The organism is Streptomyces sp. NPDC045021, assembly GCF_056432645.1.
In genome coordinates this window covers 402,831-428,022 of sequence record NZ_JBWKIQ010000008.1, presented here as the reverse complement: position 1 = coordinate 428,022, position 25,192 = coordinate 402,831, and the positions used below count along the sequence as shown (strand labels likewise).

21 protein-coding genes are annotated in these 25,192 nt (G+C 72.2%); 9 read left to right on the top strand and 12 right to left on the bottom strand.

The window, feature by feature from the left end:
• Positions 1-41: 41 nt before the first annotated feature.
• The 3 genes from AC07DC_RS25360 to AC07DC_RS25350 are packed head-to-tail and all read right to left on the bottom strand — an operon-like array spanning position 42 to position 6,368.
• Positions 42-839, bottom strand: coding sequence for an SDR family NAD(P)-dependent oxidoreductase (locus AC07DC_RS25360; protein WP_478916761.1), 798 nt, complete (start codon positions 837-839; stop codon positions 42-44).
• 32 nt (positions 840-871) lie between these two features.
• Positions 872-1,672 carry a DNA-formamidopyrimidine glycosylase family protein gene (locus AC07DC_RS25355; protein WP_478916760.1) on the bottom strand — a complete coding sequence of 267 codons (801 nt, stop codon included), beginning with the start codon at positions 1,670-1,672 and terminating at the stop codon, positions 872-874.
• 7 nt (positions 1,673-1,679) lie between these two features.
• On the bottom strand, positions 1,680-6,368 hold the full coding sequence (locus AC07DC_RS25350; protein WP_478916759.1) for an Lhr family ATP-dependent helicase: 4,689 nt from the start codon (positions 6,366-6,368) through the stop codon (positions 1,680-1,682).
• A 115-nt stretch (positions 6,369-6,483) separates the two neighbouring features.
• Between AC07DC_RS25350 and AC07DC_RS25345 the strand changes: the two genes are divergently transcribed.
• The 3 genes from AC07DC_RS25345 to AC07DC_RS25335 all read left to right on the top strand — a co-directional run bounded on the left by AC07DC_RS25345 (position 6,484) and on the right by AC07DC_RS25335 (position 8,604).
• Positions 6,484-7,365 (top strand): AraC family transcriptional regulator, encoded by an 882-nt coding sequence (locus tag AC07DC_RS25345; protein WP_478916758.1) that lies wholly within the window; start codon positions 6,484-6,486, stop codon positions 7,363-7,365.
• 157 nt (positions 7,366-7,522) lie between these two features.
• Complete coding sequence (locus tag AC07DC_RS25340) at positions 7,523-8,296, top strand: AzlC family ABC transporter permease (RefSeq protein ID WP_478916757.1); 774 nt, start codon at positions 7,523-7,525, stop codon at positions 8,294-8,296.
• Positions 8,293-8,604: an AzlD domain-containing protein gene (locus AC07DC_RS25335; RefSeq protein ID WP_478916756.1), complete on the top strand. Its 312-nt coding sequence runs from the start codon at positions 8,293-8,295 to the stop codon at positions 8,602-8,604. The genes AC07DC_RS25340 and AC07DC_RS25335 overlap by 4 nt, the downstream gene beginning before the upstream one ends.
• A 29-nt stretch (positions 8,605-8,633) precedes the next feature.
• Here AC07DC_RS25335 and AC07DC_RS25330 read toward each other — a convergent pair whose 3' ends face one another.
• The 3 genes from AC07DC_RS25330 to AC07DC_RS25320 all read right to left on the bottom strand — a co-directional run bounded on the left by AC07DC_RS25330 (position 8,634) and on the right by AC07DC_RS25320 (position 11,708).
• Positions 8,634-9,572 carry a hypothetical protein gene (locus AC07DC_RS25330; protein ID WP_478916755.1) on the bottom strand — a complete coding sequence of 313 codons (939 nt, stop codon included), beginning with the start codon at positions 9,570-9,572 and terminating at the stop codon, positions 8,634-8,636.
• 169 nt (positions 9,573-9,741) lie between these two features.
• Positions 9,742-11,136: a chloride channel protein gene (locus tag AC07DC_RS25325; RefSeq protein WP_478916754.1), complete on the bottom strand. Its 1,395-nt coding sequence runs from the start codon at positions 11,134-11,136 to the stop codon at positions 9,742-9,744.
• Entirely contained in the window at positions 11,133-11,708 is a 576-nt protein-coding gene (locus AC07DC_RS25320) for a potassium channel family protein (protein WP_478916753.1), read from the bottom strand. The genes AC07DC_RS25325 and AC07DC_RS25320 overlap by 4 nt, the downstream gene beginning before the upstream one ends.
• Positions 11,709-11,823: 115 nt before the next feature.
• Between AC07DC_RS25320 and AC07DC_RS25315 the strand changes: the two genes are divergently transcribed.
• The 4 genes from AC07DC_RS25315 to recX all read left to right on the top strand — a co-directional run bounded on the left by AC07DC_RS25315 (position 11,824) and on the right by recX (position 15,101).
• Positions 11,824-12,018: a DUF3046 domain-containing protein gene (locus tag AC07DC_RS25315; protein ID WP_478916752.1), complete on the top strand. Its 195-nt coding sequence runs from the start codon at positions 11,824-11,826 to the stop codon at positions 12,016-12,018.
• A gap of 111 nt (positions 12,019-12,129) precedes the next feature.
• Complete coding sequence (locus tag AC07DC_RS25310; RefSeq protein WP_478916791.1) at positions 12,130-13,215, top strand: AI-2E family transporter; 1,086 nt, start codon at positions 12,130-12,132, stop codon at positions 13,213-13,215.
• Positions 13,216-13,408: 193 nt separating this feature from the next.
• Positions 13,409-14,527 (top strand): recombinase RecA, encoded by a 1,119-nt coding sequence (gene recA, locus AC07DC_RS25305; RefSeq protein ID WP_478916751.1) that lies wholly within the window; start codon positions 13,409-13,411, stop codon positions 14,525-14,527.
• A gap of 4 nt (positions 14,528-14,531) precedes the next feature.
• Complete coding sequence (recX, locus tag AC07DC_RS25300; protein ID WP_478916750.1) at positions 14,532-15,101, top strand: recombination regulator RecX; 570 nt, start codon at positions 14,532-14,534, stop codon at positions 15,099-15,101.
• Between the two features lie 124 nt (positions 15,102-15,225).
• Here recX and AC07DC_RS25295 read toward each other — a convergent pair whose 3' ends face one another.
• The 5 genes from AC07DC_RS25295 to AC07DC_RS25275 all read right to left on the bottom strand — a co-directional run bounded on the left by AC07DC_RS25295 (position 15,226) and on the right by AC07DC_RS25275 (position 20,660).
• On the bottom strand, positions 15,226-16,923 hold the full coding sequence (locus AC07DC_RS25295) for an FAD-dependent monooxygenase (protein WP_478916749.1): 1,698 nt from the start codon (positions 16,921-16,923) through the stop codon (positions 15,226-15,228).
• Between the two features lie 189 nt (positions 16,924-17,112).
• The gene (locus tag AC07DC_RS25290; protein WP_478916748.1) at positions 17,113-17,964 is read right to left on the bottom strand and encodes an amino acid ABC transporter permease; all 852 of its coding nucleotides are present in this window, start codon (positions 17,962-17,964) and stop codon (positions 17,113-17,115) included.
• A complete protein-coding gene (locus tag AC07DC_RS25285) occupies positions 17,961-18,608 on the bottom strand; it encodes an amino acid ABC transporter permease (protein WP_478916790.1) in 648 nt (215 codons plus the stop codon). Before AC07DC_RS25285 ends, AC07DC_RS25290 begins: the two co-directional genes overlap by 4 nt.
• A gap of 232 nt (positions 18,609-18,840) precedes the next feature.
• Positions 18,841-19,764 carry a glutamate ABC transporter substrate-binding protein gene (locus tag AC07DC_RS25280; RefSeq protein ID WP_478916747.1) on the bottom strand — a complete coding sequence of 308 codons (924 nt, stop codon included), beginning with the start codon at positions 19,762-19,764 and terminating at the stop codon, positions 18,841-18,843.
• A gap of 119 nt (positions 19,765-19,883) precedes the next feature.
• Positions 19,884-20,660, bottom strand: a complete 777-nt coding sequence (locus AC07DC_RS25275; protein WP_478916746.1) for an amino acid ABC transporter ATP-binding protein — start codon at positions 20,658-20,660, stop codon at positions 19,884-19,886.
• Between the two features lie 293 nt (positions 20,661-20,953).
• Between AC07DC_RS25275 and AC07DC_RS25270 the strand changes: the two genes are divergently transcribed.
• On the top strand, positions 20,954-21,691 hold the full coding sequence (locus AC07DC_RS25270) for a response regulator transcription factor (protein ID WP_478916745.1): 738 nt from the start codon (positions 20,954-20,956) through the stop codon (positions 21,689-21,691).
• A 16-nt stretch (positions 21,692-21,707) separates the two neighbouring features.
• On the top strand, positions 21,708-23,114 hold the full coding sequence (locus AC07DC_RS25265; protein WP_478916744.1) for a sensor histidine kinase: 1,407 nt from the start codon (positions 21,708-21,710) through the stop codon (positions 23,112-23,114).
• Positions 23,115-23,166: 52 nt separating this feature from the next.
• On the opposite strand, the gene AC07DC_RS25260 is transcribed toward AC07DC_RS25265, so the two are convergent.
• On the bottom strand, positions 23,167-25,161 hold the full coding sequence (locus tag AC07DC_RS25260) for a bifunctional serine/threonine-protein kinase/glutamate ABC transporter substrate-binding protein (RefSeq protein ID WP_478916743.1): 1,995 nt from the start codon (positions 25,159-25,161) through the stop codon (positions 23,167-23,169).
• Positions 25,162-25,192 lie beyond the last annotated feature (31 nt).

Below are 25,192 nucleotides of genomic sequence, written 5' to 3'. Positions count from 1 at the left end.
CACGCCGTACCGCGGCCTGCCGCCCGTGCCAGGCGCGTCCGCTACCAGGGCATGGCGACCCCGCCGTTCGGCCGGAGGATCTGGCCGGTGGTGAAGGCCGAGGCGTCGGAGGCGAGGAAGAGCACGGACCCCGCAACGTCCTCGGGGGTGCCGACCCGCCCCAGCGGCGCCATTCGCACCAGTGACGCCTCAGCGCGCGCCTGGGCGGCCTCGTCGAAGGATCCGTCGGATCCCGTGCCGTAGTGGGAGGTCATCGGGGTGCGGATGAAACCCGGGGCGATGGCGTTGGCGCGGATGCCGAGCGGGCCGAGTTCGGTCGCCAGGGTCCTGGTGAGCTGCACGACGGCGGCTTTGGAGACGCTGTAGCAGAGCAGGCCGCGGGCGCCGGTGTCGATCGCGCCGGAGGCCATCGAGATGATGCTGCCGGACCGCTGGGCGGTCATGGCGCGGGCCGCCTCCTGGGCGCTGTGCAGCACGCCCTTGAAGTTGACGCCGAGCACGCGGTCGAGGTCGGCGTCGTCCGTCTCCAGGACGGTGCTGCTGTGCATGATCCCCGCGATGGCCGCCAGGATGTCGAGCCGGCCGTGGTCGCGGACGGTCTCGGCGACGGTCTCGGCCACCTGGGCCCGGTCGGTGACGTCCAGTTGCCGGGCGCGGGCGGCGCCGCCGGCCTTCTCGATCAGTTCGGCGGTCTCCCGCACGCCGGGGCCGTCGCGGTCCGCGCAGACGACGGTGGCTCCGGCTTCGGCCAGCAGAACGGCGGACGCGCGGCCGATCCCGCTCGCGGCGCCGGTGACCAGCGCGGTGCGTCCGGTGAGGTCGTACGCCTTCATGGGCATGACGCGACGGTACGACCGTATCTGACGGTCCGTCAATTGGCGTGCGGGTGCGGACCTCGCTGGCAGCGCGGACACCAGTAGGCGACGCGGGCCCGCTCCGGCGGCCCGTGCTGCCCGGCGCGGACGGCGGTGCCGCAGCGCAGGCACGGCCGGTGCTCCCGGCCGTACACCCAGTGGGTGCGGCCGCGCCGCAGGTCCCCGGTGGTGATGTGGCCGGGGCGGGCCTTGTTCGCCTCCAGCAGCTTCTTGGCGAGCACGACCAGCTTCTCGGGGCCGGCCTCGCCGACCGGCGCCCAGGGGGTGATGCCGCGCAGGAAGCAGAGCTCGGACACGTAGACGTTGCCGACGCCCGCCAGATTCCGCTGGTCGAGGAGGGCCTCGCCGACCGGTCGGGCGGCCTCGGCGCGCAGCCGCGCGACGGCCTCGGCCGGATCCCAGTCGGGACCCAGCAGATCGGGGCCCAGATGGCCGACGACGCTGTCCTCCTCGGCGGTCGGCAGCAGGTCGAGCACCGGCAGCCGGTAGCCGACCGCCACCCGGGCCGGCGTCTCCAGCACGGCGCGGACCTGGTGGAGCGGGCCGCCGCGCCACCGCTCGCCCGGCGCGTACAGATGCCAGGAGCCGTCCATGCGCAGATGGGAGTGGAGCGTCAGACCGCCGTCGAACCGGGTCATCAGGTGCTTGCCGCGGGGCACCACCTCGGTGACGCGACGGTCCACGAGGTCGGTGGTGGCGAGCTGCGGGACACGCAGGTCGGCGCGGACGAGGGCCTGGCCCGCCAGGGCCTCGTCGAGCCGGCGCGCGGTCAGCCAGACCGTGTCTCCTTCGGGCACCTCCCCATCATGCCCGCAGTCGCAGGCCGCGCGGTGTGGCGTGGAAGCCGGCGGTCTCCAGGGCGCGGCCCAGCGGTGACGTGAGCGCCGACTCCCCGTTGGTGCGCTCGACGGTGAGCCGGCCGAGCGCGCCCTCCCGGACCGCCAGCGCGAGGGTGTCCGCGGCGGCCCGCAGCCGGTCCTCGTCATCGGGCCAGGCGAGCAGCGTCTTCCCGCCGCGTTCCACGTACAGGGCGAGCTCGCCGTCGACGAGGACCACCAGGGCGCCCGCCTTGCGGCCGGGCTTGTGGGTGACGCCCTCGGGCTGCGCCGGCCAGGGCAGGGCGGCGCCGTACGCGTTGGCGGGGTCGGCGGCGGCGAGGACGACGGCCCGCTGTCCGGTGCGGGTGCCCTCCTCGCGGTCGCGGGCGGTGTTGATCGCACGGAGCCGGTCCACCGCACCGTCCATCGCGAACTGCGCGGCGCCGAGCCCTTCGACGACGTAACCCCGCCGGGTCTGGCCGGTCTCCTCGAAGGCCGACAGCACCCGGTAGGCGGCGGAGAAGCCGCCCTCGACGCCTTCCGCGGCGACCGCCCCGCGCGTGACGACGCCATGGCGGTCCAGGAGGGTGTGGACCAGGGCGTGCGCCCGCAGCGTCGGATCCGATTCCGGGGAGGGGACGAGCGACCAGCGGCCCGCCGTCGTCGGAGGCCCGGTACGGGACGCGGTCGCCCGCGGCACCCGCCCGGAGAGGGAGCCGTAACGCCCCCGGGGGACCGAACGCGGTGCCCGGTGCGCGGTGGACCCGGCGGTGCGCCCCGAACCGAGCAGGGCGCGCAGCGGGGCCAGGGTGTCGTTGGTGAGCCGGCCGGACCAGGCCAGGTCCCAGACGGCGTCCGCCAGCTCGGGGTCGGAGGGGGCCTCGCCCGCGGCCCGCACCTGGTCGGCGATCTGCCGGAAGAACAGGCCGTAGCCACCGGAGAGGGCGCCGAGCACGGCTTGGTGCAGCGGGGAGAGTTCGAGCGGCTGGGCCTCCTTGAGCAGCAGCGGGGCGGTGTCGGCGAGATGGAGCGAGACCCAGCCGTCCTTGCCGGGCAGCGCCCCCGCGCCGGACCACAGGACTTCACCGGACGCCGTCAGCTCGTCCAGCATCGCCGGGGTGTAGCCGGAGACCCGGGACGGCAGGACGAGCTTCTCCAGGGCGGAGGCGGGCACCTCGGCGCCCTGCAACTGCTCGACGGCCCTGACCAGCCCGTCGATACCACGCAGGCTGTGGGTGCCGACGTGCTGCCACTGGGGGAGGAAGGTGGCCAGGGTGGCGGGCGGCACCGGTTCCACCTCGTGCCGCAGCGCGGCCAGCGAGCGGCGCCGCAGCCGCCGCAGCACCGCCGCGTCGCACCATTCGTGGCCCGCGCCGCCCGGCCGGAACTCGCCCTGGACGACGCGGCCGCCCGCGGCGAGGCGCTGCAGCTGGCCGTCGACCACGGCCGTGCCGAGACCGAAGCGCCGCGCGGCCTCGACGGAGGTGAACGGGCCGTGGGTGCGGGCGAACCGGGCGAGCAGATCGCCGAGCGGGTCCTTGACCGGCTCGGTGAAGGCCTCCGGGACGCCGACGGGCAGCGCCGTGCCCAGCGCGTCCCGCAGCCGCCCGGCGTCCTCGACCGCCGCCCAGTGCTCGTCGCCGGCGATCCGGACCCGGATCGCGCGGCGCGCGGACTCCAGGCCGGCCGCCCAGCCCGGCTCCGCGCCGCGCGCCGCCAACTCGGCCTCGGTGAGCGGCCCGAGGAGCCGCAGCAGGTCGGCGACGCCTTCGGCGTCCTTGACCCGGCGGTCCTCCGACAGCCACTGCAGCTCCTGCTCCAGCTCGGCCAGGACATCGGCGTCCAGCAGCTCGCGCAGCTCGGCCTGGCCCAGCAGCTCGGCCAGCAGCCGGGAGTCCAGCGAGAGGGCGGCGGCGCGTCGCTCGGCGAGCGGCGAGTCCCCCTCGTAGAGGAACTGGGCGACGTAACCGAACAGGAGCGAGCGGGCGAAGGGGGAGGGCTCAGGCGTGGTGACCTCGACCAACCGCACCCGGCGCGCCTCGATGTCACCCATCAGCTCGACGAGACCGGGCACGTCGAAGACATCCTGCAGGCACTCGCGGACCGCTTCGAGGACGATCGGGAAGGAGCCGAAGTCCGAGGCCACCTGGAGGAGCTGGGCGGCGCGCTGGCGCTGCTGCCACAGCGGGGTGCGCTTGCCCGGGGAGCGGCGGGGCAGCAGCAGGGCGCGGGCCGCGCACTCGCGGAACCGGGAGGCGAACAGGGCGGAGCCGCCGACCTGGTCGGTGACCAGCTGCTCGACCTCGCCCTTGTCGAAGGCGACATCCGAGGCGCCGACCGGCGACTGGTCGTTGTCGAACTCCGTGCCCTGCCGGAGCGGTTCTGTGGCGTTGTGGTTGTCGAGTAGATCGAGACCCATCAGGTCGGCGTCCGGCAGCCGCAGCACGATGCCATCGTCGGCGTGCATCACCTGGGCGTCCAGCCCGTACCGCTCCAGAAGGCGGGCGCCCAGCGCCAGCGCCCAGGGTGCGTGCACCTGCGCGCCGAAGGGGGAGTGGACCACCACCCGCCAGTCGCCCAGTTCGTCACGGAAGCGCTCCACGACGATGGTCCGGTCGTCGGGGATGTGGCCGCAGGCCTGCCGCTGCTCCGACAGGTAGGCGAGCACGTTGTCCGTCGCCCAGGTGTCGAGCCCGGCCGCGGCCAGCCGTTCGCGGGCCTCCTCGGGACCCAGCCGCCCGACCTCGCGGACGAACGCGCCCACCGCCCGGCCGAGCTCCAGCGGGCGGCCCAGCTGGTCGCCCTTCCAGAAGGGCAGCCGGCCCGGGACGCCGGGCGCGGGCGAGACGAGCACCCGGTCGCGGGTGATGTCCTCGATCCGCCACGAGGTGGTGCCCAGCGTGAAGACATCGCCGACCCGCGACTCGTAGACCATCTCCTCGTCCAGCTCGCCGACCCGGCCCCCGCCCTTCTTCGGGTCGGAGCCGGCCAGGAAGACGCCGAACAGCCCGCGGTCCGGGATGGTGCCGCCGGAGGTCACGGCCAGCCGCTGCGCTCCGGGGCGCCCGGCGACCGTGTTCGCCACCCGGTCCCAGACGATGCGCGGCCGCAGCTCCGCGAAGGCGTCGGAGGGATAGCGGCCGCCCAGCATGTCGAGCACCGCCGTGTACGCAGAGTGCGGGAGCGCCGCGAAGGGCGCCGCCCGGCGCACCAGGGCCAGCAGTTCGTCCACGTCCCAGGTGTCGAGCGCGGTCATGGCCACGATCTGCTGCGCGAGGACGTCCAGCGGATTCGTCGGCACGCGCAGGGACTCGATGGAGCCGGTCCGCATCCGCTCGGTGACGACCGCCGCCTGCACCAGGTCACCGCGGTACTTGGGGAAGACCACCCCCGTGGAGACGGCACCCACCTGGTGCCCTGCCCGGCCGACGCGCTGCAGCCCCGAGGCGACCGACGGTGGCGACTCCACCTGGATGACGAGATCGACCGCGCCCATGTCGATGCCCAGTTCCAGACTGGACGTCGCGACCACGGCGGGCAGCCGCCCGGCCTTGAGGTCCTCCTCGACGAGCGCCCGCTGCTCCTTGGAGACCGACCCGTGGTGCGCGCGGGCCATCAGGGGCGGCGCGCCCTGCGCGGCGCCCGACTGGGCCATGATCTCGGCGGGCGGCGAGGTGTCGGGCAGCGGTTCGCCGGTGGCCCGCTCGTAGGCGATCTCGTTGAGTCGGTTGCACAGCCGCTCGGCGAGCCGGCGGGAGTTGGCGAACACGATCGTCGAGCGGTGCGCCTGCACCAGATCGGCGATCCGCTCCTCGACATGCGGCCAGATCGACGCCCGCTGATCCGCTCCCGCCGCGGGCCCGCTGTGGTCCGCGACGGGGGAGCCGCCCAGCTCGCCCAGGTCCTCGACGGGCACGACCACCGACAGGTCGAACTTCTTCTGCGACGCCGGCTGGACGATCGTCACCTTGCGCTGCGGCGACAGATAGCGGGCGATCTCCTCGACCGGCCGGACCGTCGCCGACAGCCCGATCCGCCGCGCGGGCCGGTCGAGCAGCTCGTCCAGCCGCTCCAGCGACAGGGCCAGATGCGCCCCGCGCTTCGTGCCCGCGACGGCGTGCACCTCGTCCAGAATCACCGTCTCCACGCCGCGCAGCGCCTCACGGGCGGCGGAGGTGAGCATCAGGAAGAGCGATTCGGGGGTGGTGATCAGGATGTCCGGCGGGCGCGTGACCAGGGTGCGGCGTTCGGCGGCGGGCGTGTCCCCGGAGCGGATCCCGACCCGCACCTCCGGCTCGGGCAGGCCGAGCCGGACGGACTCCTGGCGCAGCCCCGTGAGCGGGCTGCGCAGGTTGCGCTCCACGTCGACCGCGAGAGCCTTGAGCGGGGACACATACAGCACCCGGCAGCGCCGCTGGGTCTCGGCGGGCGGCGGGACGCTCGCCAGCCGGTCCAGGGCTGCCAGGAAGGCGGCCAGCGTCTTGCCGGAGCCGGTCGGCGCGACCACCAGGACGTCGGAACCCTCACCGATCGCCCGCCAGGCTCCGGCCTGGGCGGCGGTGGGCGCGCTGAAGGCTCCCCTGAACCACGCGCGGGTGGCGGGGGAGAACGCTTCCAGGGCGGCGGCCGGATCCTCCTGCGGTTCCGGCTTTCCCTGACTGGTCCGTCGCGACATGTCCTCCATCCTGCCCCGCCCCACTGACAACGGCCCGGGACATGGGCCGGGACGTGGGCCGGGACGTGGGCGGGCACCGGCCGCGGGGCTTCCGGCCCGGCGGCAGAATGGGCATATGGCACGGCGCGAGAAGGCACCTGAGCAGGCACCTGAACAGGCACGGCACTGGCAGCATCCGCAGCTGCCCGGCGTGGACCTGCTGCGCGCGCGGTACGTCAGCCACACGTTCTCCCGGCACTCCCACGACGGATATGTGATCGCGGCGGTCACCGGAGGCGTCGAGGGCATCGGCATGCCCGGCGGCGACCTGCGCGCGGGCGCCGGCGGGGTCGTCCTCATCAACCCCGAGACCCCGCACTCCGCGTACGCGGGGACCGAGGACGGCTGGAGCTACCGGGTCCTGTATCCGAGCCTCGACGTGGTGGCGGCCGTCGCCGCCGAGACGACGGCCGGTCGGCACGGCACCCCGGCGTTCACCGACACCGTCCTCGACGACCCCGACTGCGCCCGGCTGATCGCGGACATCCACGCCGCCGCAGAACACGACAACGCGCTCGCGGCCGACACCCTGCTGCGCGTCGCCGTCGCCCGGCTGCTGCGCCGTTACGGCGCCGACCCGATCGCGCCCGGTGCGCTGCCCTCAGCCGGCGCGCTCACCGCCGGGCGGGCCAGGGAGCTGCTCGTCGAGCGGATCGCGTGCCCGCCGACGCTGGACCAGCTGGCCGCGGAGCTCGGCACCAAGCCGTTCGCGCTGCTGCGCGCGTTCAAGAGCGTCTACGGGCTGCCGCCGCACGCCTGGCTGACCAGCGAGCGGGTGCGGGCGGCCCGCCGGATGCTCGACACCGGGACCACGCCCGCCGAGGCGGCGCTCGCGGTGGGGTTTACCGACCAACCGCATCTGAACCGGCACTTCACGCGCATCGTGGGCGTACCCCCTGGTGCCTACCGTCGCGAACGCGCAAGAACGTACAAGACAGGTGAGGACTTCGCTCCATAACGTTCGATGAGTGACACGAGCAGCGGGCATACACAGTGACAGCGGTGGACCGGGCGGCACGGAGGACGTGGCGCCGGCGGTTTCGGTTCTGGCTGTTTCAGGGCCGACGGAACCGTTGGAGTCGGAGTCCTCCGAGCCCTCACGGTCCTCGGAGCCGTTGGGGTCCTCTGAGCCCTCGGGGTCCTCGGAGACGAGGCCCCCGTCCGCCGTGGTCCGTGACGCACTCGGCGTCGGCGTCGCCGTGGGCCTGTCCGGGTTCGCCTTCGGCGTGACCTCGGCCGGGGCCGGACTGACCGTCGCTCAGACCTGCGCCCTCTCCCTGCTGGTCTTCAGCGGCGCCTCGCAGTTCGCCCTGGTCGGCGCGCTGGGCGCGGGCGGCAGCCCGTTCGCGGCGGCCGCCGGGGCGTTCTTCCTCGGCGCGCGCAACGCGTTCTACGGGCTGCGGCTGTCCCAGCTGCTGCGCTTCCCCCGGGCGCTACGCCCCTTCGCCGCGCAATGGGTGATCGACGAGACCTCCGCCGTGACCCTGGCGCAGCCCGACCGGCGCAGCGCGCGGCTCGGCTTCACCGTCACCGGCGCCACCATCTACCTGCTGTGGAACCTGACCACGCTCCTGGGCGCGCTCGGCGCCTCCGCGCTGGGCGACCCGGCCGGCTGGGGGCTGGACGCGGCGGGCCCCGCCGTCTTCCTGGCACTGCTCGCTCCCATGCTGAAGGGCCGCCGCGAGCGCACGGTGGCCGGGCTGGCCGTCGTCCTCGCCCTCGTCTGCCTGCCGCTGCTGCCCGCCGGGGTGCCGGTGCTCGTCTCGGCACTCGCCGCACCGATCGTCCTGCTCGCCACACGCCGCGGCACGGCACGCACGGACGCCGCCGACGTCACGAGCCTCACCAACGCCGCAAACGCCGCACACAGGACGGAGAAGGACCGATGACCACCTGGATCGCGATCGGCGTGACCGCCTTCGGCTGCTACGCGGTGAAACTGCTCGGGCTCTCCGTACCGGCCGGAATTCTGGAGCGGCCGCTGGTGAAGCGGCTCGCCGCGCTCGTCCCGCTCGCCCTGCTGGCCGCTCTCACCGCGCTGCAGACGTTCAGCACCAGCGAACTGAAACTCGTCGTCGACGCCCGCGCGGCCGGGCTCGCCGCGGCGGCGGTGGCGCTGCTGCTGCGCGCGCCGTTCCTCGTCGTCATCGCCTCTGCGGTCCTGGTGACCGCCGCCGTACGGGCCCTGACCGGCTAGCCGACCGTCCCAGGGTTGGATCGGACGGCTCAGGCCGGTCGGTCGGTTCGGGCGGCTCCGATGGGGCGGCCGTGGGCGCGCAGCGTCCGCAGGGCTTCGATGGTGATGATCGGCCGCCACTCCAGCCGGGTACCCGGCGCCCACGCGCGCCAGCGCATCGGCCAGCCGCCGTCCTCGTCCTGCTCCGCCGCCAGGAAGTCCAGCGACCGTTCCAGCTCCGCGTCGGTGAACCACTGCCGGGCCAGCGAATCCGGGCCGCGCGCGTAGTCGTGCGCGAAGTGGTACTCGCCCGGCGCGTACCCGGCGGGCAGCGGATACCGGTCCGCGCGGTCCGGATCCAGCACCACCAGCTGCTGCTCGCGCACCGACTTTCCCAGCCGGTGCGCCGCGTCCCGTGCCCGCGCCCGGTCCGGGACGGAGTCGAGGAACGCGATCGCCGCCAGGACCTCGTACGGATGGGTCGAGTCCAGTGCCTCGATCGCCGCCCAGCAGAAGTCCGTGGCCCGGAACAGCCACGCGTGCCACACACCATTGCTGTGCAGCGTCCCCACCACCGGACCCGTCGCGAGCAGATCGCCCTTCGGCGCGTCGACCACCGGGATCCACGGTGCCGCCGGATAGCCCCGCAACGACGGATGCACCGCGGGCAGTGCCCCCTCCGCCGTCGACACCTCCGTCAGGTACCGGCACACCCGCTCCGCCCGCTGGCCCCCGCACCGCCCGATCTCGTCGAGCACGCGCAACGCGTGCGCCGTGGGCAACGGCTGGCTGACGGGCCCGCGCAGATCCGGCTCCAAGGCGTGCCCGAAGCCGCCGTCGTCATTGCGGTACGCGTTCAGCGAGGTCTCGACCGCCACGGCCGCCACGTCGGAGCCGTCGAGAAAGTGGTACGCGAACCTGCGCTGCTCTAGCACGCGCGCGGTCAGCCACACGAAGTGCTCGGCGCGCGCGAGGGGAGTTCCTGACATGCCCGCACAGTAGGGCGCCTTCCCCGCACTGGATACGCCTGTCACAAGGGAGCACCCGGCCGTGCGACTCCAAGCCCCCATGTGCGGGATCCGGCCGCCCCGAAGTTGACGCGCGCGGCACCCGGGTTCCCGGCCGGCGCGGGTTCGCGGGGTCCGTCGGGACGGCGGCTCAGGCCTGCCGGGGTTCCTGGTGCGGTCCGGGTGCAGGCGCCGGCGCCGGGGCTTGCGCGGGCGGCTTTCCGGGCCAGGGAGGCAGCAGTTCGGTGGTGACAAAGGCGACGACGGCCGCCAGGATCACCACGGGCGTCATGGCGGAGCTGCCGAGCAGAAGGACCACGAGCACCACACTGCTGACCGGCAGCCGCAGGGCACTGGCCGCCGCGGCCGCCATCCCCGCCGCCATCCCCGGGACGATCCCCAGGCCGGGAAGGGGCCCGAGCAGCACGCCCACGGCGGCTCCCAGGAAGAGCGCGGGGAAGACCGGGCCGCCTCGCAGGCTGCCCAGGCAGAGCGCGTAGGCGACGCCCTTGAAGAGCAGGACGGCGAGGAGCGCACCGATACCCCAGACATGGGGGTCGCCGGCCATCTGGCCCAGCGTCGCCTGGCCGGACGAGGCGACGTCCTCTGGTGAGCGATCGGTGATCAGCGCGTAGAGGGCGGCGCAGGCGGCGGCACCCAGCGCGCAGAGCACGGTCCTGGGGAACGTCCGTGCCGAGACGAACGCCGCGACCAGCCGGCCCCCGGACAGCGCCAGGTGCACGGCGGCAGCGATGGCCACGCCCATCAGCAGCGACCAGACGACGTCCGGTGCGTCCAGGCGCGGGAACGGCATGGGCAGTTGCAGCGCCAGGCTGCCGGTCTGCAACCCGGTCCACCGTCCGAAGCCGGTGAACACCAGCGCCCCCACCCCGCTGGACAGCAGGGCGGGAAGCATGACGGCGAACAGCTGCGGCCCGCCGACTCCCGCCACCTCGATGAGCAGCACGGCCGCGATCAGCGGGTTGCCGAAGATCGCCGCGATGGCCGCGGCGGCGCCGGCGGCGCCCAGGAGCGCCGTGCTCTGCGGTGTCGCCGCGGCCCGGACGAGGTTCCTGAGGAGCAGGGCCAGGCCGCTGCCGAGGGCGATCAGCGGCGCCTCGGGTCCCAGCACCGCGCCGAACGGCAGGCCGGCCGCCGCGGCGAGCAGCACACCGGGGAGAGCGGTGGTCGAAGCGCCTCCGACGTGCAGGCCGGAGGCGGGGACATGGCCGCCGGCGCCGGGCAGATGCGTGGCGATGAGGCCGACACAGACACCGGCGATCACGAAGAGGGGCAGCGGCCACCACCACGGAGGGGTGTCCCAGCCCCAGGCGTGCGGAATGTCCGCCCACAGAACGTGTTCCAACTGGTGCATCCCGACGAGGAACCAGAACGCGGCGAGGGACACCGGCACGCCGATGAGGGCACAGAAGACGAGCGCCTTGCGGTAGCCGGGGGACAGCAACAGGTCCCGCAGCCGGTCCGCCTCCGCCGGCTGCGTCCCGCCGTCTCCGGATACGGCCGGTCGGGGCTTCGGTTCCGTCATGGGCCGTCCTCCGGGAGTTCCGGCAGGGATTCCTGCGAGGCTGCTGATGCCGCATCTCGCCGCCGGAGACCGATCCGGACCGCGCCGAAGAGCACCTTCGCGATCAGACCCACCACGATCAGGTCGGCGACCATCTGCACCGTGGTCAGCACACGGCCGGCCTCGCTGACGGGCGCGATGTCCCCGAAGCCCACGGTCGCGAAGACCGTGACCGTGAAGTAGAGCGCGTCGGTCCGGCTCAGCGGCTCCGTGAACGACGACGGCTGGTCCCTGGCGACCAGGAAGTACGCCGAGGAGAACAGCAGTAGGAACAGTGGCACGGCGGTGGCCAGCGCCTCGACGGCGCGCAGCCCGGGATACGCCGCATGAGTGACGGCCCGGACCTGCCAGACGACCAGACAGCCGAAAACGACCAGGCCCAGGCAGAGCAGAGTGGCAGTCGTGGCGTCGAGTCCGCGGTCCAGAGGTGTCAGGTAGTACAGCCAGGTGAGCAGCGCGGCCGAGGCCGCCGAGCCGAGCAGACGTCCCACCAGAACCCGTCGGCGCTGCCGCGTGATGCGGCTGTCGCTCATCGCCTCTCCTCACCACGGGCCGCGGCGGCCCTGCGGCCATTGCAGCATTCGCGGCAGTGCCTCGCACCTCGCACTCCCCACCTCTCAGCCACTCGTGTCGCGGGATACTGGGCGCATGAAGTTGACGGTGTTCTGGGAGCGGATGCGGGCGCAGTTCGGGGAGGGGTACGCGGATTCGTTCGCCCGGGATCATGTGATGGCCGAGCTGGGCGGGCGGACGGTGTGGGAGGCACTGGACTCGGGGTGGGAGGCCAAGGACGTGTGGCGGGCGGTCTGTACGGCGATGGATGTGCCGGTCGGACGGCGCTGAGCCCGCGGAGGGTTGGTCCCGGACTTTCCGCCCCGCGCGTCCAGACTGGGGTTCGTGTCCGGAACCGGCGAAAGCACCGTGCAGGAGGAGCCCCGGGCTCCGCGTGCGCGGATGCCGCGGTGGCTGCCGCGGGCGATGGCGCTCGCGCTGGCGCTGTTGGGCTGCTTCCAACTGGCCGGCTGGGCGTTCCACCAGCTGACCGGGTTGCTGGTCAACATCCTGATCGCGTTCTTCGGCGCGCTGGCCATCGAGCCGGCGGTGGACTGGATGGCGGCACGCGGCATGCGGCGCGGGATCGCCACGGGGGTGGTCCTGCTGGGGGCGTGCCTCTCGGTCGCGGCCTTCGTGGTGGCGCTCGGTTCGCTGCTCGTGGACCAGATCACGACGATCGTCGACAACTTCCCGCAGTACGTGAACGACGTCGTGGTGTGGCTCAACACCAACTTCCACACGACGTTGGACGTCGGGAAGCTGCAGGAGAACGTTCTGCACTCCGACTGGGTCCGCACCTACCTGCAGAACAGCGCGGGCAATGTGTGGGGGCTGTCGGCCACGGTCATCGGGGGCGTCTTCCAGCTCTTCACCGTGGTGCTGTTCGCGTTCTACTTCGCCGCCGACGGGCCGCGGCTGCGCCGGACGCTGTGCTCGGTGCTGCCGCCGGCGCGGCAGGCGGAGGCGCTGCGGGCCTGGGAGATCGCGGTCGCCAAGACGGGTGGGTACATCTACTCGCGGGCGCTGATGGCCCTGGTGTCGGGTGTCGCGCACTACGTCCTGCTGCAGGTGCTCGGTGTGCCGTACGCCCCGGCGCTGGCGGTGTGGGTGGGGCTGGTGTCGCAGTTCGTGCCGACGGTCGGGACGTATCTCGCGGGCGCGCTGCCGATGCTGATCGCGTTCACGGAGGATCCGTGGGACGCGCTGTGGGTGCTGTGCTTCGTCGTGGTCTACCAGCAGTTCGAGAACTACGTGCTGCAGCCGCGGATCACGGCGAAGACCGTGGACATCCACCCTGCCGTCGCCTTCGGGTCGGTCGTCGCCGGCACCGCGCTGCTGGGGGTGGTCGGCGCGCTGGTCGCGATCCCGGCGACCGCGACGCTGCAGGGGTTTCTCGGGGCGTACGTGAAGCGGTACGAGGTGACGGACCCGAGGGCGCACGGGCCGCGGCGGCGGCCCTGGCTGCGGAGAAGGCGTCGCACCTGACGGGGGAGACAGCGCGCCGGAGGCCCAGCGTGTCGCTTGACACGCAATTCGAACATCCATTCTCATGGGTGGTCCGGGCAGGTTATCCGCGGAGGTTTTCCACAGCTCGGAGCGACGTCCAGGCGCATTGTCAGTGGCAGGGACTAGCGTCATGGACGTGAAGCGATCGACTCAAACATCCCGGGTGGAGCCCATGGCAGGTAACGACCGCGAGAAGGCGCTGGACGCCGCGCTCGCACAGATTGAACGGCAGTTCGGCAAGGGCGCGGTCATGCGCCTCGGCGACAAGCCGAACGACCCCATTGATGTCATCCCCACCGGGTCGACCGCACTGGACGTGGCCCTCGGCGTCGGCGGTCTGCCGCGCGGCCGTGTGGTGGAGGTCTACGGGCCGGAGTCCTCCGGCAAGACCACTCTGACGCTGCACGCGGTGGCCAACGCGCAGAAGGCCGGCGGCACGGTGGCGTTCGTCGACGCCGAGCACGCGCTGGACCCCGAGTACGCCAAGGCGCTCGGTGTCGACACGGACAACCTGCTGCTCTCCCAGCCGGACACCGGCGAGCAGGCGCTGGAGATCGTGGACATGCTGGTCCGCTCCGGCGCCATCGACCTCATCGTGATCGACTCCGTGGCCGCCCTCGTGCCGCGGGCCGAGATCGAGGGCGAGATGGGTGACTCTCACGTGGGTCTGCAGGCCCGGCTGATGAGCCAGGCGCTGCGCAAGATCACCGGTGCGCTGCACCAGTCCAACACCACGGCGATCTTCATCAACCAGCTCCGCGAGAAGATCGGTGTGATGTTCGGCTCGCCGGAGACCACGACCGGTGGCCGCGCGCTGAAGTTCTACGCCTCCGTGCGGCTCGACATCCGCCGTATCGAGACGCTCAAGGACGGTACGGACGCGGTCGGCAACAGGACCCGCGTCAAGGTCGTCAAGAACAAGGTCGCGCCGCCCTTCAAGCAGGCGGAGTTCGACATTCTCTACGGCCACGGCATCAGCAAGGAGGGCGGCCTGATCGACATGGGTGTCGAGCACGGTTTCGTCCGCAAGGCAGGCGCCTGGTACACGTACGAGGGCGACCAGCTCGGCCAGGGCAAGGAGAATGCCCGTAACTTCCTCAAGGACAACCCGGACCTCGCCGACGAGATCGAGAAGAAGATCAAGGACAAGCTCGGCATCGGTGTCCGGACCGTAGCCCCCGGCGTGGAGCCGGGTGCGGACGCGGCGGGTCCGGCGGCCGATCCGGCCAAGGCCGAGGTCCCGGCGCCCAAGACGGTGAAGGCGACCAAGGCCACCGCGGCCAAGGCCTGAGGCCATGGCGAGTCGGCACCCCGATCGCGGCGGCTCTTCCGAGTCGAGGGCCTCGAAAGAGCCGCCGCTCAGCCCGGAGGAGCAGGCGCGGGCGTTGTGCCTGCGCCTGCTCACCGGGAACCCCCGCACGCGCAAGCAGCTCGCCGACGCGATGCGCAAGCGGGAGATCCCGGACGATGTGGCGGAGCAGCTGCTGGAGCGGTTCCAGGAAGCCGGCCTGATCGACGACCAGGCGTTCGCCAACGCCTGGGTGGAGTCCCGGCACCGCGGGCGGGGCCTGGCCCGCCGGGCGCTGGCGAGGGAGCTCCAGACCCGCGGGGTGGACGCGGAGCTGGTCACCGAGGCGGTGGGCCAGCTCGACTCCGACCAGGAGGAGGAGCGGGCCCGCGAGCTGGTGGACCGCAAGCTGCGGACCACCCGCGGGCTGGAACGTGACAAGCGGCTTCGCCGTCTCGCGGGAATGCTCGCCCGCAAGGGCTACCCGGAGGGCCTCGCCCTCCGGGTGGTCCGAAGGGCCCTGGAGGAAGAGGGCGAGGCGGAGCCGGATGTCCTGGAGTACCACCCGCTCGGATGACGTCTCCCCGTCCGGGACAACATCCCTGGCCGACACGGAATCCCCGGCCTGGGGGCACCTCCCAGCGGTAGCTGGCGGGGAGCCCGGCCGCTCGGGCCGGGAACGGCCGGCCGTCAGATATGGCCTAGGGCGTCCGGCCGCTGACCGGCTCGTCCTGCGGTGCCGTCCGGTGCGGGGGGCCGCCGCGGGCCAGGTCCGCGTAGGAGTACAGCTCGGCGGGGCGGCAGCCGACCATGACCGTCACGAGATGGCCGTCCGGGCGGATCAGCAGCACGCTGTGTGCCGTCGCACCGGGGTAGCTCTCGGTGACCAGCAGTTCGGCGCTCATCGGCAGTGCGGCGACCGCCGACGCCAGCCGCGGCATCAGACCGGCCGTCAGCCAGTGCCGGCTGTCCCACACGCCGGTGCCCGGGGCGATCAGCATCACCAGCAGGTTCTGGCCCAGCCGGTCCCGCAGCCGGCCGACGGTGCCGTCGAGCGCCGTCACCGGCACATCGACGACCAGTCCGCCCGGGGGAGTGGCGCAGGTGGCGACCAGCGGTGACCCTGCGGTCCTGCCGCCGCCACTGCCGCCCCCGCCCGGCCGCGGCGCGGGCAGGGCGAGCGGCGACCGGCCGTAGACCGGAGGGGACGCGGCGGGTCCCCGGCCGAGGTGGCTGTCGGTCAGCAGCTCGGCGTGCCCGCGGGCGGATCCCGAGAGCAGCGAGTGGCGTACCGCGTTCCAGGTACCGCCGGCGCGTACCAGCGGCAGTGCCTGGTCGGTGGCGCGCAGCCGGGCCCCGACCGCCTCGCGGCGCTCGGCCTGGTAGCTGTCGAGCAGGGTGTCGGACGCGCCGTCGTGCCAGGCCAGCGCGAGCTTCCAGGAGAGGTTCTCGGCGTCCCGCAGACCCTCCTCCACGCTCTGGGCGCCCAGGGCGCCCATCAGGTGGGCGGCGTCGCCGGCGAGGAACGTCCGGCCCACCCGCCAGCGGCGGGCGAGCCGCTGGTGCACCGGATACTCGGCCGAGCCGACGAGTTCGTACGGTACGACGCTGCCGCACCACGTCGTCAGGATGGAGCGGATCCGGGTCACCAGCTCGTCGGCGGTCAGCAGTTCGCCCCGGGCGGGCAGCAGCCAGTCGAACCGCCACAGGCCGTCCGGCAGCGGACGGGCCGTCACCTCCTGGCCGGTGCCGGCGCCGGGGGGATCGCGGTGCAGCAGGGCCACACCGGGTTCCGGGAGGGAGACGTGCAGCGCTGCGACGAGGTGCCGGTCGACGGCGGTCTTCCCGGGGAAGCGCACCGCGAGCAGCTTGCGGACCGTCGAGCGCGGTCCGTCGCAGCCCACCAGATAACTGCCGCGCCACCAGGTGCGGTCGGCGCCCCGGGTGTGCACGGTGACGCCGGTGGCGTCCTCGTCGACCGCGTCGACGCGGGAGCCGGTCACGATCCGCACGAGGCCGTGGCCGTGCAGGGCCTCACGCAGGCCCCGTTCCAGCCGGTGCTGGGAGATGTGCACCGGGGACGGTGCGGCGGCGGGTTCGACGGGTTCGCCGTCGGACGCGGAGCCGAAGTCGACGCGCAGCAGCTCCTGCCGCCGGCGCAGCGTGCGCCACCCCTTCCAGGTGGTGCCGTCCCGGTACACCTGTGGATAGCCGAGCCGTTCCAGCAGGGCGGCGGTATCGGCGCCCAGGACGGTGGTGCGTGGATGGCGCAGGTCGTCACGGGCGTCGGCCGGCCCCTCGGCTTCGTCGAGGACGATGGTCGGGACACCGCGTTTGGCCAGAGCGAGCGCGAGGGCGAGGCCCACGGGGCCCGCCCCGGCGACGATCACCGGGTCCACAGGGCGGTCCCCGGAAGATGTGCAGTCACGATACGTATGCAATCCACTGCGAGTGCGTGCGTCAAGTGACGGCGGAACGTCGGCGCGGTGCGAACGGACACACCGTCACTCCGCGGGCCGACGTACCGTCACTTCCGTTACCGACGCACCGTCAATTCCGGCGCGGACGACGGCGCATCCGCGCCGCCGTCACTCCGCGGTGGCGACCAGTGCCTCGGCCTCCGGGGCGGCCGGCGGCGCACCCTTCGGGCTGCGGCGGGCGCGCTTCTCGACCCAGGTGGCGATGCCGGAGAGCACCATGCACATCGCGATGTAGATCGCGCCGATGACGAGCAGCACCTGGAAGTACGGATAGTTGCCGGGGGTCGGGGTGTTGCCCGCCAGGATCCGGCCGACGTACAGCAGTTCGGTGTAGGCGATGAGGTAGCCGAGCGAGGTGTCCTTCAGGGTCACCACGAGCTGGCTGATGATGCTGGGCAGCATGGCCCGTACGGCCTGCGGGACCAGGATGGTCAGCATGACCTGGGTCTTGCGCATGCCCAGCGCGTAGGCGGCCTCGCTCTGGCCCTTGGGCACGGAGTTGATACCGGCCCGGAAGATCTCCGCCTGCACCGAGCCGTTGTAGAGCGTCAGACCGATGACCAGCGCCCAGAAGGGCTCGAAGACGGTCGCCCACAGCAGGTAGATCATGATGATCAGCGGCAGCGCCCGGAAGAACTCCACCGCCGCGGAGGCGATGATCCGGACCGGTTCGTGGTCCGAGAGCCGGCCGGCGGCGAACACGGTGGCCAGCAGGAGCGAGAAGACCGCCGCGAGGACGAACGCCTTGAGGGTGGCGACCACGCCGTCCGTGATCTGCTGCTGGACCCCCGCGTACTGGAACAGGTCCCACATGTACGACTTGAACTCGCCCTTGGAGTTGAGCCGCATGACGAGGAAGGCCAGCAACCCGGCCAGCGCCAGACTGCCGACAACCGTGTAGATCCGGTTGCGCATCCTGGTCCTGGGTCCAGGGGCGTCGTACAGGACACTCGCCGTCATCGGGCCACCGCCAGCCGGTTCTCGAGCAGCCGGAACAGGCCGCTGATCGCAAAGGTGATGATCAGGTACGCGAGGGCGATCCAGATGAAGATCACGGTGAGGTTCAGGCCCCTGTCGCTCAGGAGCTTCTGCGTGGAGAACAGCTCCGTGACGCTGAACGCACCGGCGATCGCCGAGTTCTTGGTCAGCGCGATCATGAGGCTGCCGACCGGCGCGATGACCGTACGGGCCGCCTGCGGAAGGATGATCAGCCGCAGGATCTGGGAGAACGTCATTCCGATGCTGCGCGCGGCCTCGGCCTGCCCGAGCGGCACGGTGTTGACACCGGAGCGCACCGCCTCGCAGATGAACGCCGAGGTGTAGAAGCCCAGTGCGAGCACCGCCAGCTGGTACGAGGTGAGCCCGGTGGTGAGGACCTCGGGCACGATGAAGGTGGCCACGAGGAACAGCAGGGTCAGCGGGGTGTTGCGCAGCAGCGTCACCCACAGCGTGCCGAAGGCCCGCAGCGGCGGCACCGGCGAGACCCGGAACGCGGCTATGAGTACACCGAGCAGCAGGGCGAGCACCGCGCTGGCGCCGGTGAGTGTCAGCGTCCCGAAGAACCCCTGGCGGAACAGGGCGAAATTGTCGGTCAGGACGTGCAGGGCGTCGGTCAGGACGTTCATCGTGGCTCACCTCGCCGGTTCGCTGAGGTCTGGCAGGAAGGCATCGTCCAGGAAGGCATCGTCGGTCCAGGGCGTGCGGGGGGTACGACGGGTCGCGCCCCGGAGGGAAGCAGCATCGAGGTTGGCCTCACGAGGACGTCGCGGCCCACCGGCCGGACGCCGCGGCCGTCGAAACGACGGAGCCGCGGCGACCGGCCTGCGGGCCGGCGGATCAGTAGCGGTCGAGGGCCGGCGGCGCGGAGTACGGCGAGCCCGACAGGCCCAGCGTCGCGTCGTAGGCCTTCTTGTAGTCGCCGTTGTCCTGGTGCGCCTTCAGCGCGTCGCTGATCGCGTCGCGCAGCACCTTGTCGTCGTGGGCGAGGCCGATGCCGTACGGCTCCTGGGAGAACGTCTTGCCGACGACCTTGAACTTGCCGGGCGCCTGCGCCGCGTAACCCTTGAGGATCGCGTCATCGGTGGTGACCGCGTCGACCTGGCCGGTCTGGAGCTGCTGCACGCAGTCCGAGTACTTGCCGAGCGCGTTGACGACGGCTCCGTACTTCGGGTCCTTGATCCGCTCCAGCGGCGTGGAGCCGGTGATGCTGCAGACCTTCTTGCCCTTGAGGGTCTCCGGGCCGGTGATGTCGGTGTTGTTCTTCGACACCAGCAGGGACTGGCCGGCGAGGTAGTACGGGCCGGCGAAGGAGATGTCCTTCTTGCGGGCGTCGTTGATCGTGAAGGTGCCGACGTAGTAGTCCGCGTCGCCCTTCTTGATCGCCGGGACGCGCAGGCTGGAGTCGAAGGTCTTCCACTCGATCTTGTCGGGACCGAAGCCGAGGTCGGCGGCGACCATCTTGGCGATCTCGATGTCGAAGCCGTTGCGGTCGTTGGTGCCGGGCGGCTGGAAGCCCAGGAACGGCTGGTCGGACTTGACGCCGATGACCAGCTTGCCGCGCTGCTGGGCCTTCTTCAGTACGGCGGAGTCGAGCGTGACGCCCGTCTTCGGCGCGTACGTCGGCAGCTTGGGGGCGTCGGCGCCGGTGGTGGCCTTGGCGCCGGGCGCGGTCGGCGTGCCCTCCTTGCCGCCACAGGCGGTCGCGGTGGCGGTCAGCGCCAGGACGACGAGCCCGGCGGCGGCGGATTTACGGATATTCATGGGGACATCCCTTGCGTCGTCAGTACGTCGTCAGTCATCGGTCGGCTGTGGTGCGGAGCCGGCCGTGCGCAGCAGCGCCCGGTCGGCCGTCAGGCAACGTCAGTGGTGAAGGGTCTTCGTCAGTGGTGAAGGATCTTCGAGAGGAAGTCCTTGGCGCGGTCGCTGCGCGGATTGCTGAAGAACTGCTCCGGCGTCGCCTCTTCGACGATCCGTCCGTCGGCCATGAAGACGACCCGGTTGGCGGCGGAGCGGGCGAAGCCCATCTCGTGCGTGACGACGATCATCGTCATGCCGTCCCGGGCGAGCTGCTGCATGACTTCCAGCACCTCGTTGATCATCTCCGGGTCGAGCGCGGAGGTGGGCTCGTCGAAGAGCATGACCTTGGGGTTCATCGCCAGCGCGCGGGCGATCGCCACCCGCTGCTGCTGGCCGCCGGAGAGCTGCGCCGGGTACTTGTCCGCCTGGACACCCACGCCCACCCGGTCGAGCAGCTGGCGGGCCCGGTCCTCGGCGGCCCTCTTGTCGGTCTTGCGGACCTTGACCTGTCCCAGCATCACGTTCTGCAGAACGGTCTTGTGCGCGAAGAGATTGAACGACTGGAAGACCATGCCGACATCGGCACGCAGCCGGGCCAGTTCCCGGCCTTCCTGCGGAAGCGGCCTGCCGTCGACCGTGATGGAGCCCGAATCGATCGTCTCCAGCCGGTTGATGGTGCGGCACAGCGTGGACTTGCCGGACCCCGAAGGGCCGATGACGACCACGACCTCACCACGGGTGATCGTCAGGTCGATGTCCTGGAGCACGTGCAGGGCGCCGAAGTGCTTGTTGACGCCTCCCAGTACGACCAGGTCGTCGGTCGCCGGCACGGCGTCCTTGGTCACTGAGACTTTGGTCATCGGCCTGTGCTCCATCCTCGTCGGTCAGGCAGACCTTAGTGATGCATGATGACGAGCGTCATTACATCTGAGCTGAACTTGAGCATCACGATTCGGATACTCTCCGCCACCGGTGATGTGCCCTGTGTTGTGGTGCGTACCGGCTGGATAACAGTCCGCGGCAGGTACCGATGCCCCCTTGACGCGCCCCTCGCCGGTCGGTCTGTATTCCGGGTAGGTATCGGAAGCCGGCCGACGGCGGGCGTCCGACCTGTGACCGAACGATTGCCGATGTGGGAAAGGAGGGTGAACCGATGCGATTGCTGCTGGTGGAGGACGACGACCGGGTTGCCGCCGCACTGTCGGCCGTGCTCGCGAAGCACGGCTTCGACGTCACCCATGCCCGCAGCGGCGAGGAGGCGCTACGCGCGCTGCTGCCCGCCCAGGGCCCGTCCTACGGGTGCGTGCTGCTCGACCTCGGCCTGCCCGACCAGGACGGCTTCGAGGTGTGCAGCCGGATCCGCCGGCGTACCTCCACCCCCGTCATCATGGTCACCGCCCGCGCCGACGTGCGGTCCCGGATCCACGGCCTGAACCTCGGCGCCGACGACTACGTCGTCAAGCCGTACGACACCGGTGAGCTGCTCGCCCGCATCCACGCGGTCGGCCGGCGACCCCCGCTGCGGCCCGGCGCGGAGTCCGCCGCCGCACCCGCCTCCGCCGACGGAACCGGCGCCGGTGAGCGGCCGTCGTCCGGCAGTCTGCGGCTCGGCCCCGTCGACATCGAACTGCCCACCCGCCGCGTTAAGGTGAGCGGCGAGCCGATCGCGCTCACCCGCAAGGAGTTCGACCTGCTGGCCCTGCTCGCGCAGCGACCCGGAGTGGTCTTCCGCCGCGAGCAGATCATCAGCGAGGTGTGGCGCACCAGTTGGGAGGGGACGGGGCGCACCCTGGAGGTGCACGTCGCCTCGCTGCGCTCCAAGCTGCGGATGCCGTCCATGATCGAGACGGTACGCGGGGTCGGTTACCGGCTCGTCGTTCCCGCCGTCTGAGATCCAGGACCCGCCGTTGAGCTCGCGTCTTCTCCCTCTGCTGCTCGCGCTGATGGCGGGCGTCCTGCTGGCTCTGGGCTTTCCGCTGGCCGCGAGCATGGCAGCGGCGCAGCAGCAGCGCGTGGTCGTCGACCGCATCGACGACACCGCGCGCTTCGCGTCGCTCGCCCAGTTCGTCACCGCCCGTACCCCGCAGTCCGCGAGCGAGGTCGGCGACGACGAGCGGCTGCACGCGCTGCGCTCCGAACTCAGCCGGTACGAGGAGCTCTACGGCATCCGCGTCGGTGTCTTCTACCGCGACCGCACGGCGATGGGCGTGGCTCCCGACGACTGGGCGCTCCCCGAAGCGGGCGAGGCGTACGGCGCGTACAGCGCGGCGCTGGCCGGCCGCCGCAGCCACGACCCGGCACAGGTGTGGCCGTGGCAGCGCCGCACCCTGGCCGTCGCCTCGCCGATCATCCGCGACGGGGACGTCGTCGCCGTCGTCCTCACCGAATCGCCCACCGGGGCGCTGCGTTCACGCATCCTGCACGGCTGGCTGCTGCTCGGCGCCGGTGAGCTGGCGGCGATGGCCATCGCCGTGCTGTTCGCGTTCCGGCTCACCGGCTGGGTGCTGCGGCCGGTCGCGATCCTCGACCGCGTCACGCACGACATCGCCACCGGGCGGATGAAGTCCCGGGTCGCCGCGGCCGGCGGGCCGCCCGAACTGCGGCGGCTGTCCCGGTCGTTCAACGAGATGGCCGACAACGTCGAGCAGGTCCTCGAACAGCAGCGGGCCTTCGTCGCCGACGCCTCCCACCAGCTGCGCAACCCGCTGGCCGCGCTCATGCTGCGGATCGAACTGCTCGGCTTCGAACTCCCCGAGGGCAACCAGGAAGTGGCCTCCGTGCAGGACGAGGGCAAGCGGCTCGCCCAGGTCCTGGACGACCTGCTGGGGCTGGCGCTGGCGGAGCACACGGACGCGGACCTCGCCCTCATCGACATCGCCGCGCTCGTCGGCGAGCGGCTCGGCGCATGGCGGCCGGTGGGCGCGCGCGAAGGCGTCGCCCTGGAGTACGCGGGCAAGACCGCGGTCACCGGCTGGTCCGATCCGGTCGCGCTCTCCAGCGCGCTGGACGCCGTCATCGACAACGCGCTGAAGTTCACACCGCGCGGCGGACGGGTCCGGGTGCTGGTCGCGGGGGCGGGCGACGAGGTCACCGTCACCGTCTCCGACGGCGGGCCGGGCCTGACCGATGAGGAGCTCAGCCGTATCGGCGACCGCTTCTGGCGCAGCTCCCGGCACCAGAACATCGACGGCTCCGGGCTCGGCCTGTCCATCGCCCGCGTCCTGCTGACCCAGGGCGGCGGCCGGCTCTCCTTCGCGGCGAACGAGCCCACCGGCCTCGCGGTGACCCTCACGATCCCGCGCTCGGCGCCGTAGCCGCCGGCCGGGCAGAACCCCGCTCCACCGCGGGATCCCTCAAGGCAGGCCGCTAGCCGCACTCCGTCTGGTCGGGCGGCAGCTGGTCCGCGAGCTCCTTCGGGGCGAGCGGCTTGAGGTAGGTGTCGTACGAGGACTTCCAGTGGCCCGAGGAGATCTCGTCCCGTATGGCGTCGCACACCGCGCCGCGCAGCGCGGGCTCGCTCCGGCGCAGGCCCACGCCGTACTGCTCGCGGCCGAACGGAGCGCCGAGCAGCCGCAGTTCGGTCGGGTGCTGGGCCCGGTAGCCGGCCAGGATCACGTCGTCGGTGGAGACCGCGTCCACCGTGCCGGCCAGCAGGTCGGTGACGCACAACCCGTACGAGGCGCGCGGTTCCAGCACTATCCGCGGGTACTCGGTGCGCAGCCGCTCCTCCGGCGTGGAGCCCTGCACGGTGCAGACCTTGTGGCCGTCCAGGTCGGCGACGCCGTTCACGCCGGTCGACCGGGCCGGCACCAGGAAGTCCTGCCCGGCCACGTAGTACGGGCCGGCGAAGTCCACCGCCTCCTTGCGCTCCTGGGTGATCGAGTAGCTGGCCACTATCAGGTCGACCTGCCCGGTGCTGAGCCGGTACTCGCGGCTCTGGGTGTTCACCACCTCGAACCGCACCGTGTCGAACCCCAGGTGCTTGGCCACCGCCCGCGCGATGTCGATGTCGAATCCGCGGAAGCCGCCGGCGGCCTGCGCGGAACGCTCGCTGAGCCCCGGCTGGTCGCCCTTCACCCCGACCAGCAGGTAGCCGCGCTCCCGGGCCGCCCGCAGGGTCGCGGAGGCGTCGAGTGACGGGCCCGCGGACACGGTGAGCCGGTCCACGGCGAACCAGCCGGCCGTCACGAGCACCACCAGCGCCAGCGCGGCCGCAGGCCACGCGCGCGGGGCGCGCAGCCGGGCGGTGAGGCCGGTGAGGCCACGGGGCGGAACGGTCGCATCAGCAGTCGCATCAGCGGTCGCGTTCGCGGAACGAGATGAACCGGACGAGCCGGATGAGCCGGATGAGCCGGTCGAACCGGACGAGTCCGTCGAGCCGGTCGCGTGCGGCGGGCCCGGCGGTCCCGTGTCCGCGGCGCTCGTGACACGGGAACCGCCGGCCCACGGCAATTCCGGGACGGGCGTCTGGCCGTCCTCCGGGTAGAACGCCATCGGATGCTGCGGGGTCTCCTGCGCCACATGCTGCAGCAGCTGCTCGGCGCGCTGCGCCGTCAGCCGCGCCAGCGGGTCCTTCACCAGGAGGCCCTCGATCAGCGGCCGCAGCGGTCCGCAGTGCTGCATCGGCGGCGGCTCCTCCTCGCGCACCGCCTCCAGAACCTCGTACGGGGTCGGCCCGCGGAAGGGCGCGCGTCCCTCGACCGTCTCGTAGAGCGTCACCCCGAGCGACCACAGGTCGGCGGCGGGCGTCGCCTCGCTCGGCGACCGTCCGTGCGGGGTGCACAGCTCAGGTGCCAGGTAGCGCGGGGTGCCGACGAGTTCGTGCAGCCGGGTCACCTGGGCCGCGCCTTCGAACGTCGCGATGCCGAAGTCCATCAGCACCGCGCGCCCGTCCCGGCGGAACAGGATGTTGTGCGGCTTCACGTCCCGGTGCAGCACTCCCGCCGCGTGCACCGCCCGCAGCCCGCGCAGCACCTCGAGGCCGATCCTGGCCGTCTGCAGCGCGGCGAGCCGGCCGCGTTCCTGCAACTGGTCCGCGAGCGACCGCGGATTGACCTGCTCCATCACGATCCAGACCTGGCCGTCGGCCTCGATCACATCGTGCACCGCCACCACGTGCTCATGCCCGATCCGGGCGATGGCCCGCGCCTCGCGGCGTGCCCGCTCCACCCACTGGGCCTGTGTGTCGGGATCCACCGCGCCCGGGAACAGCAGTTCCTTCACCGCGACCTGGCGCCCCAGCCGGTTGTCGTACGCCTCCCACACCACGCCCATACCGCCACGGCCCAGCGGGCGCTGCAGCTCGTACCGGCCGTCGACAAGAGTGTGGGGCCCGCCGCCTGGTGTACCCCCGTTTCGCATGGGTAGAGATTAGGGCCTGTTCCCCTGCGTG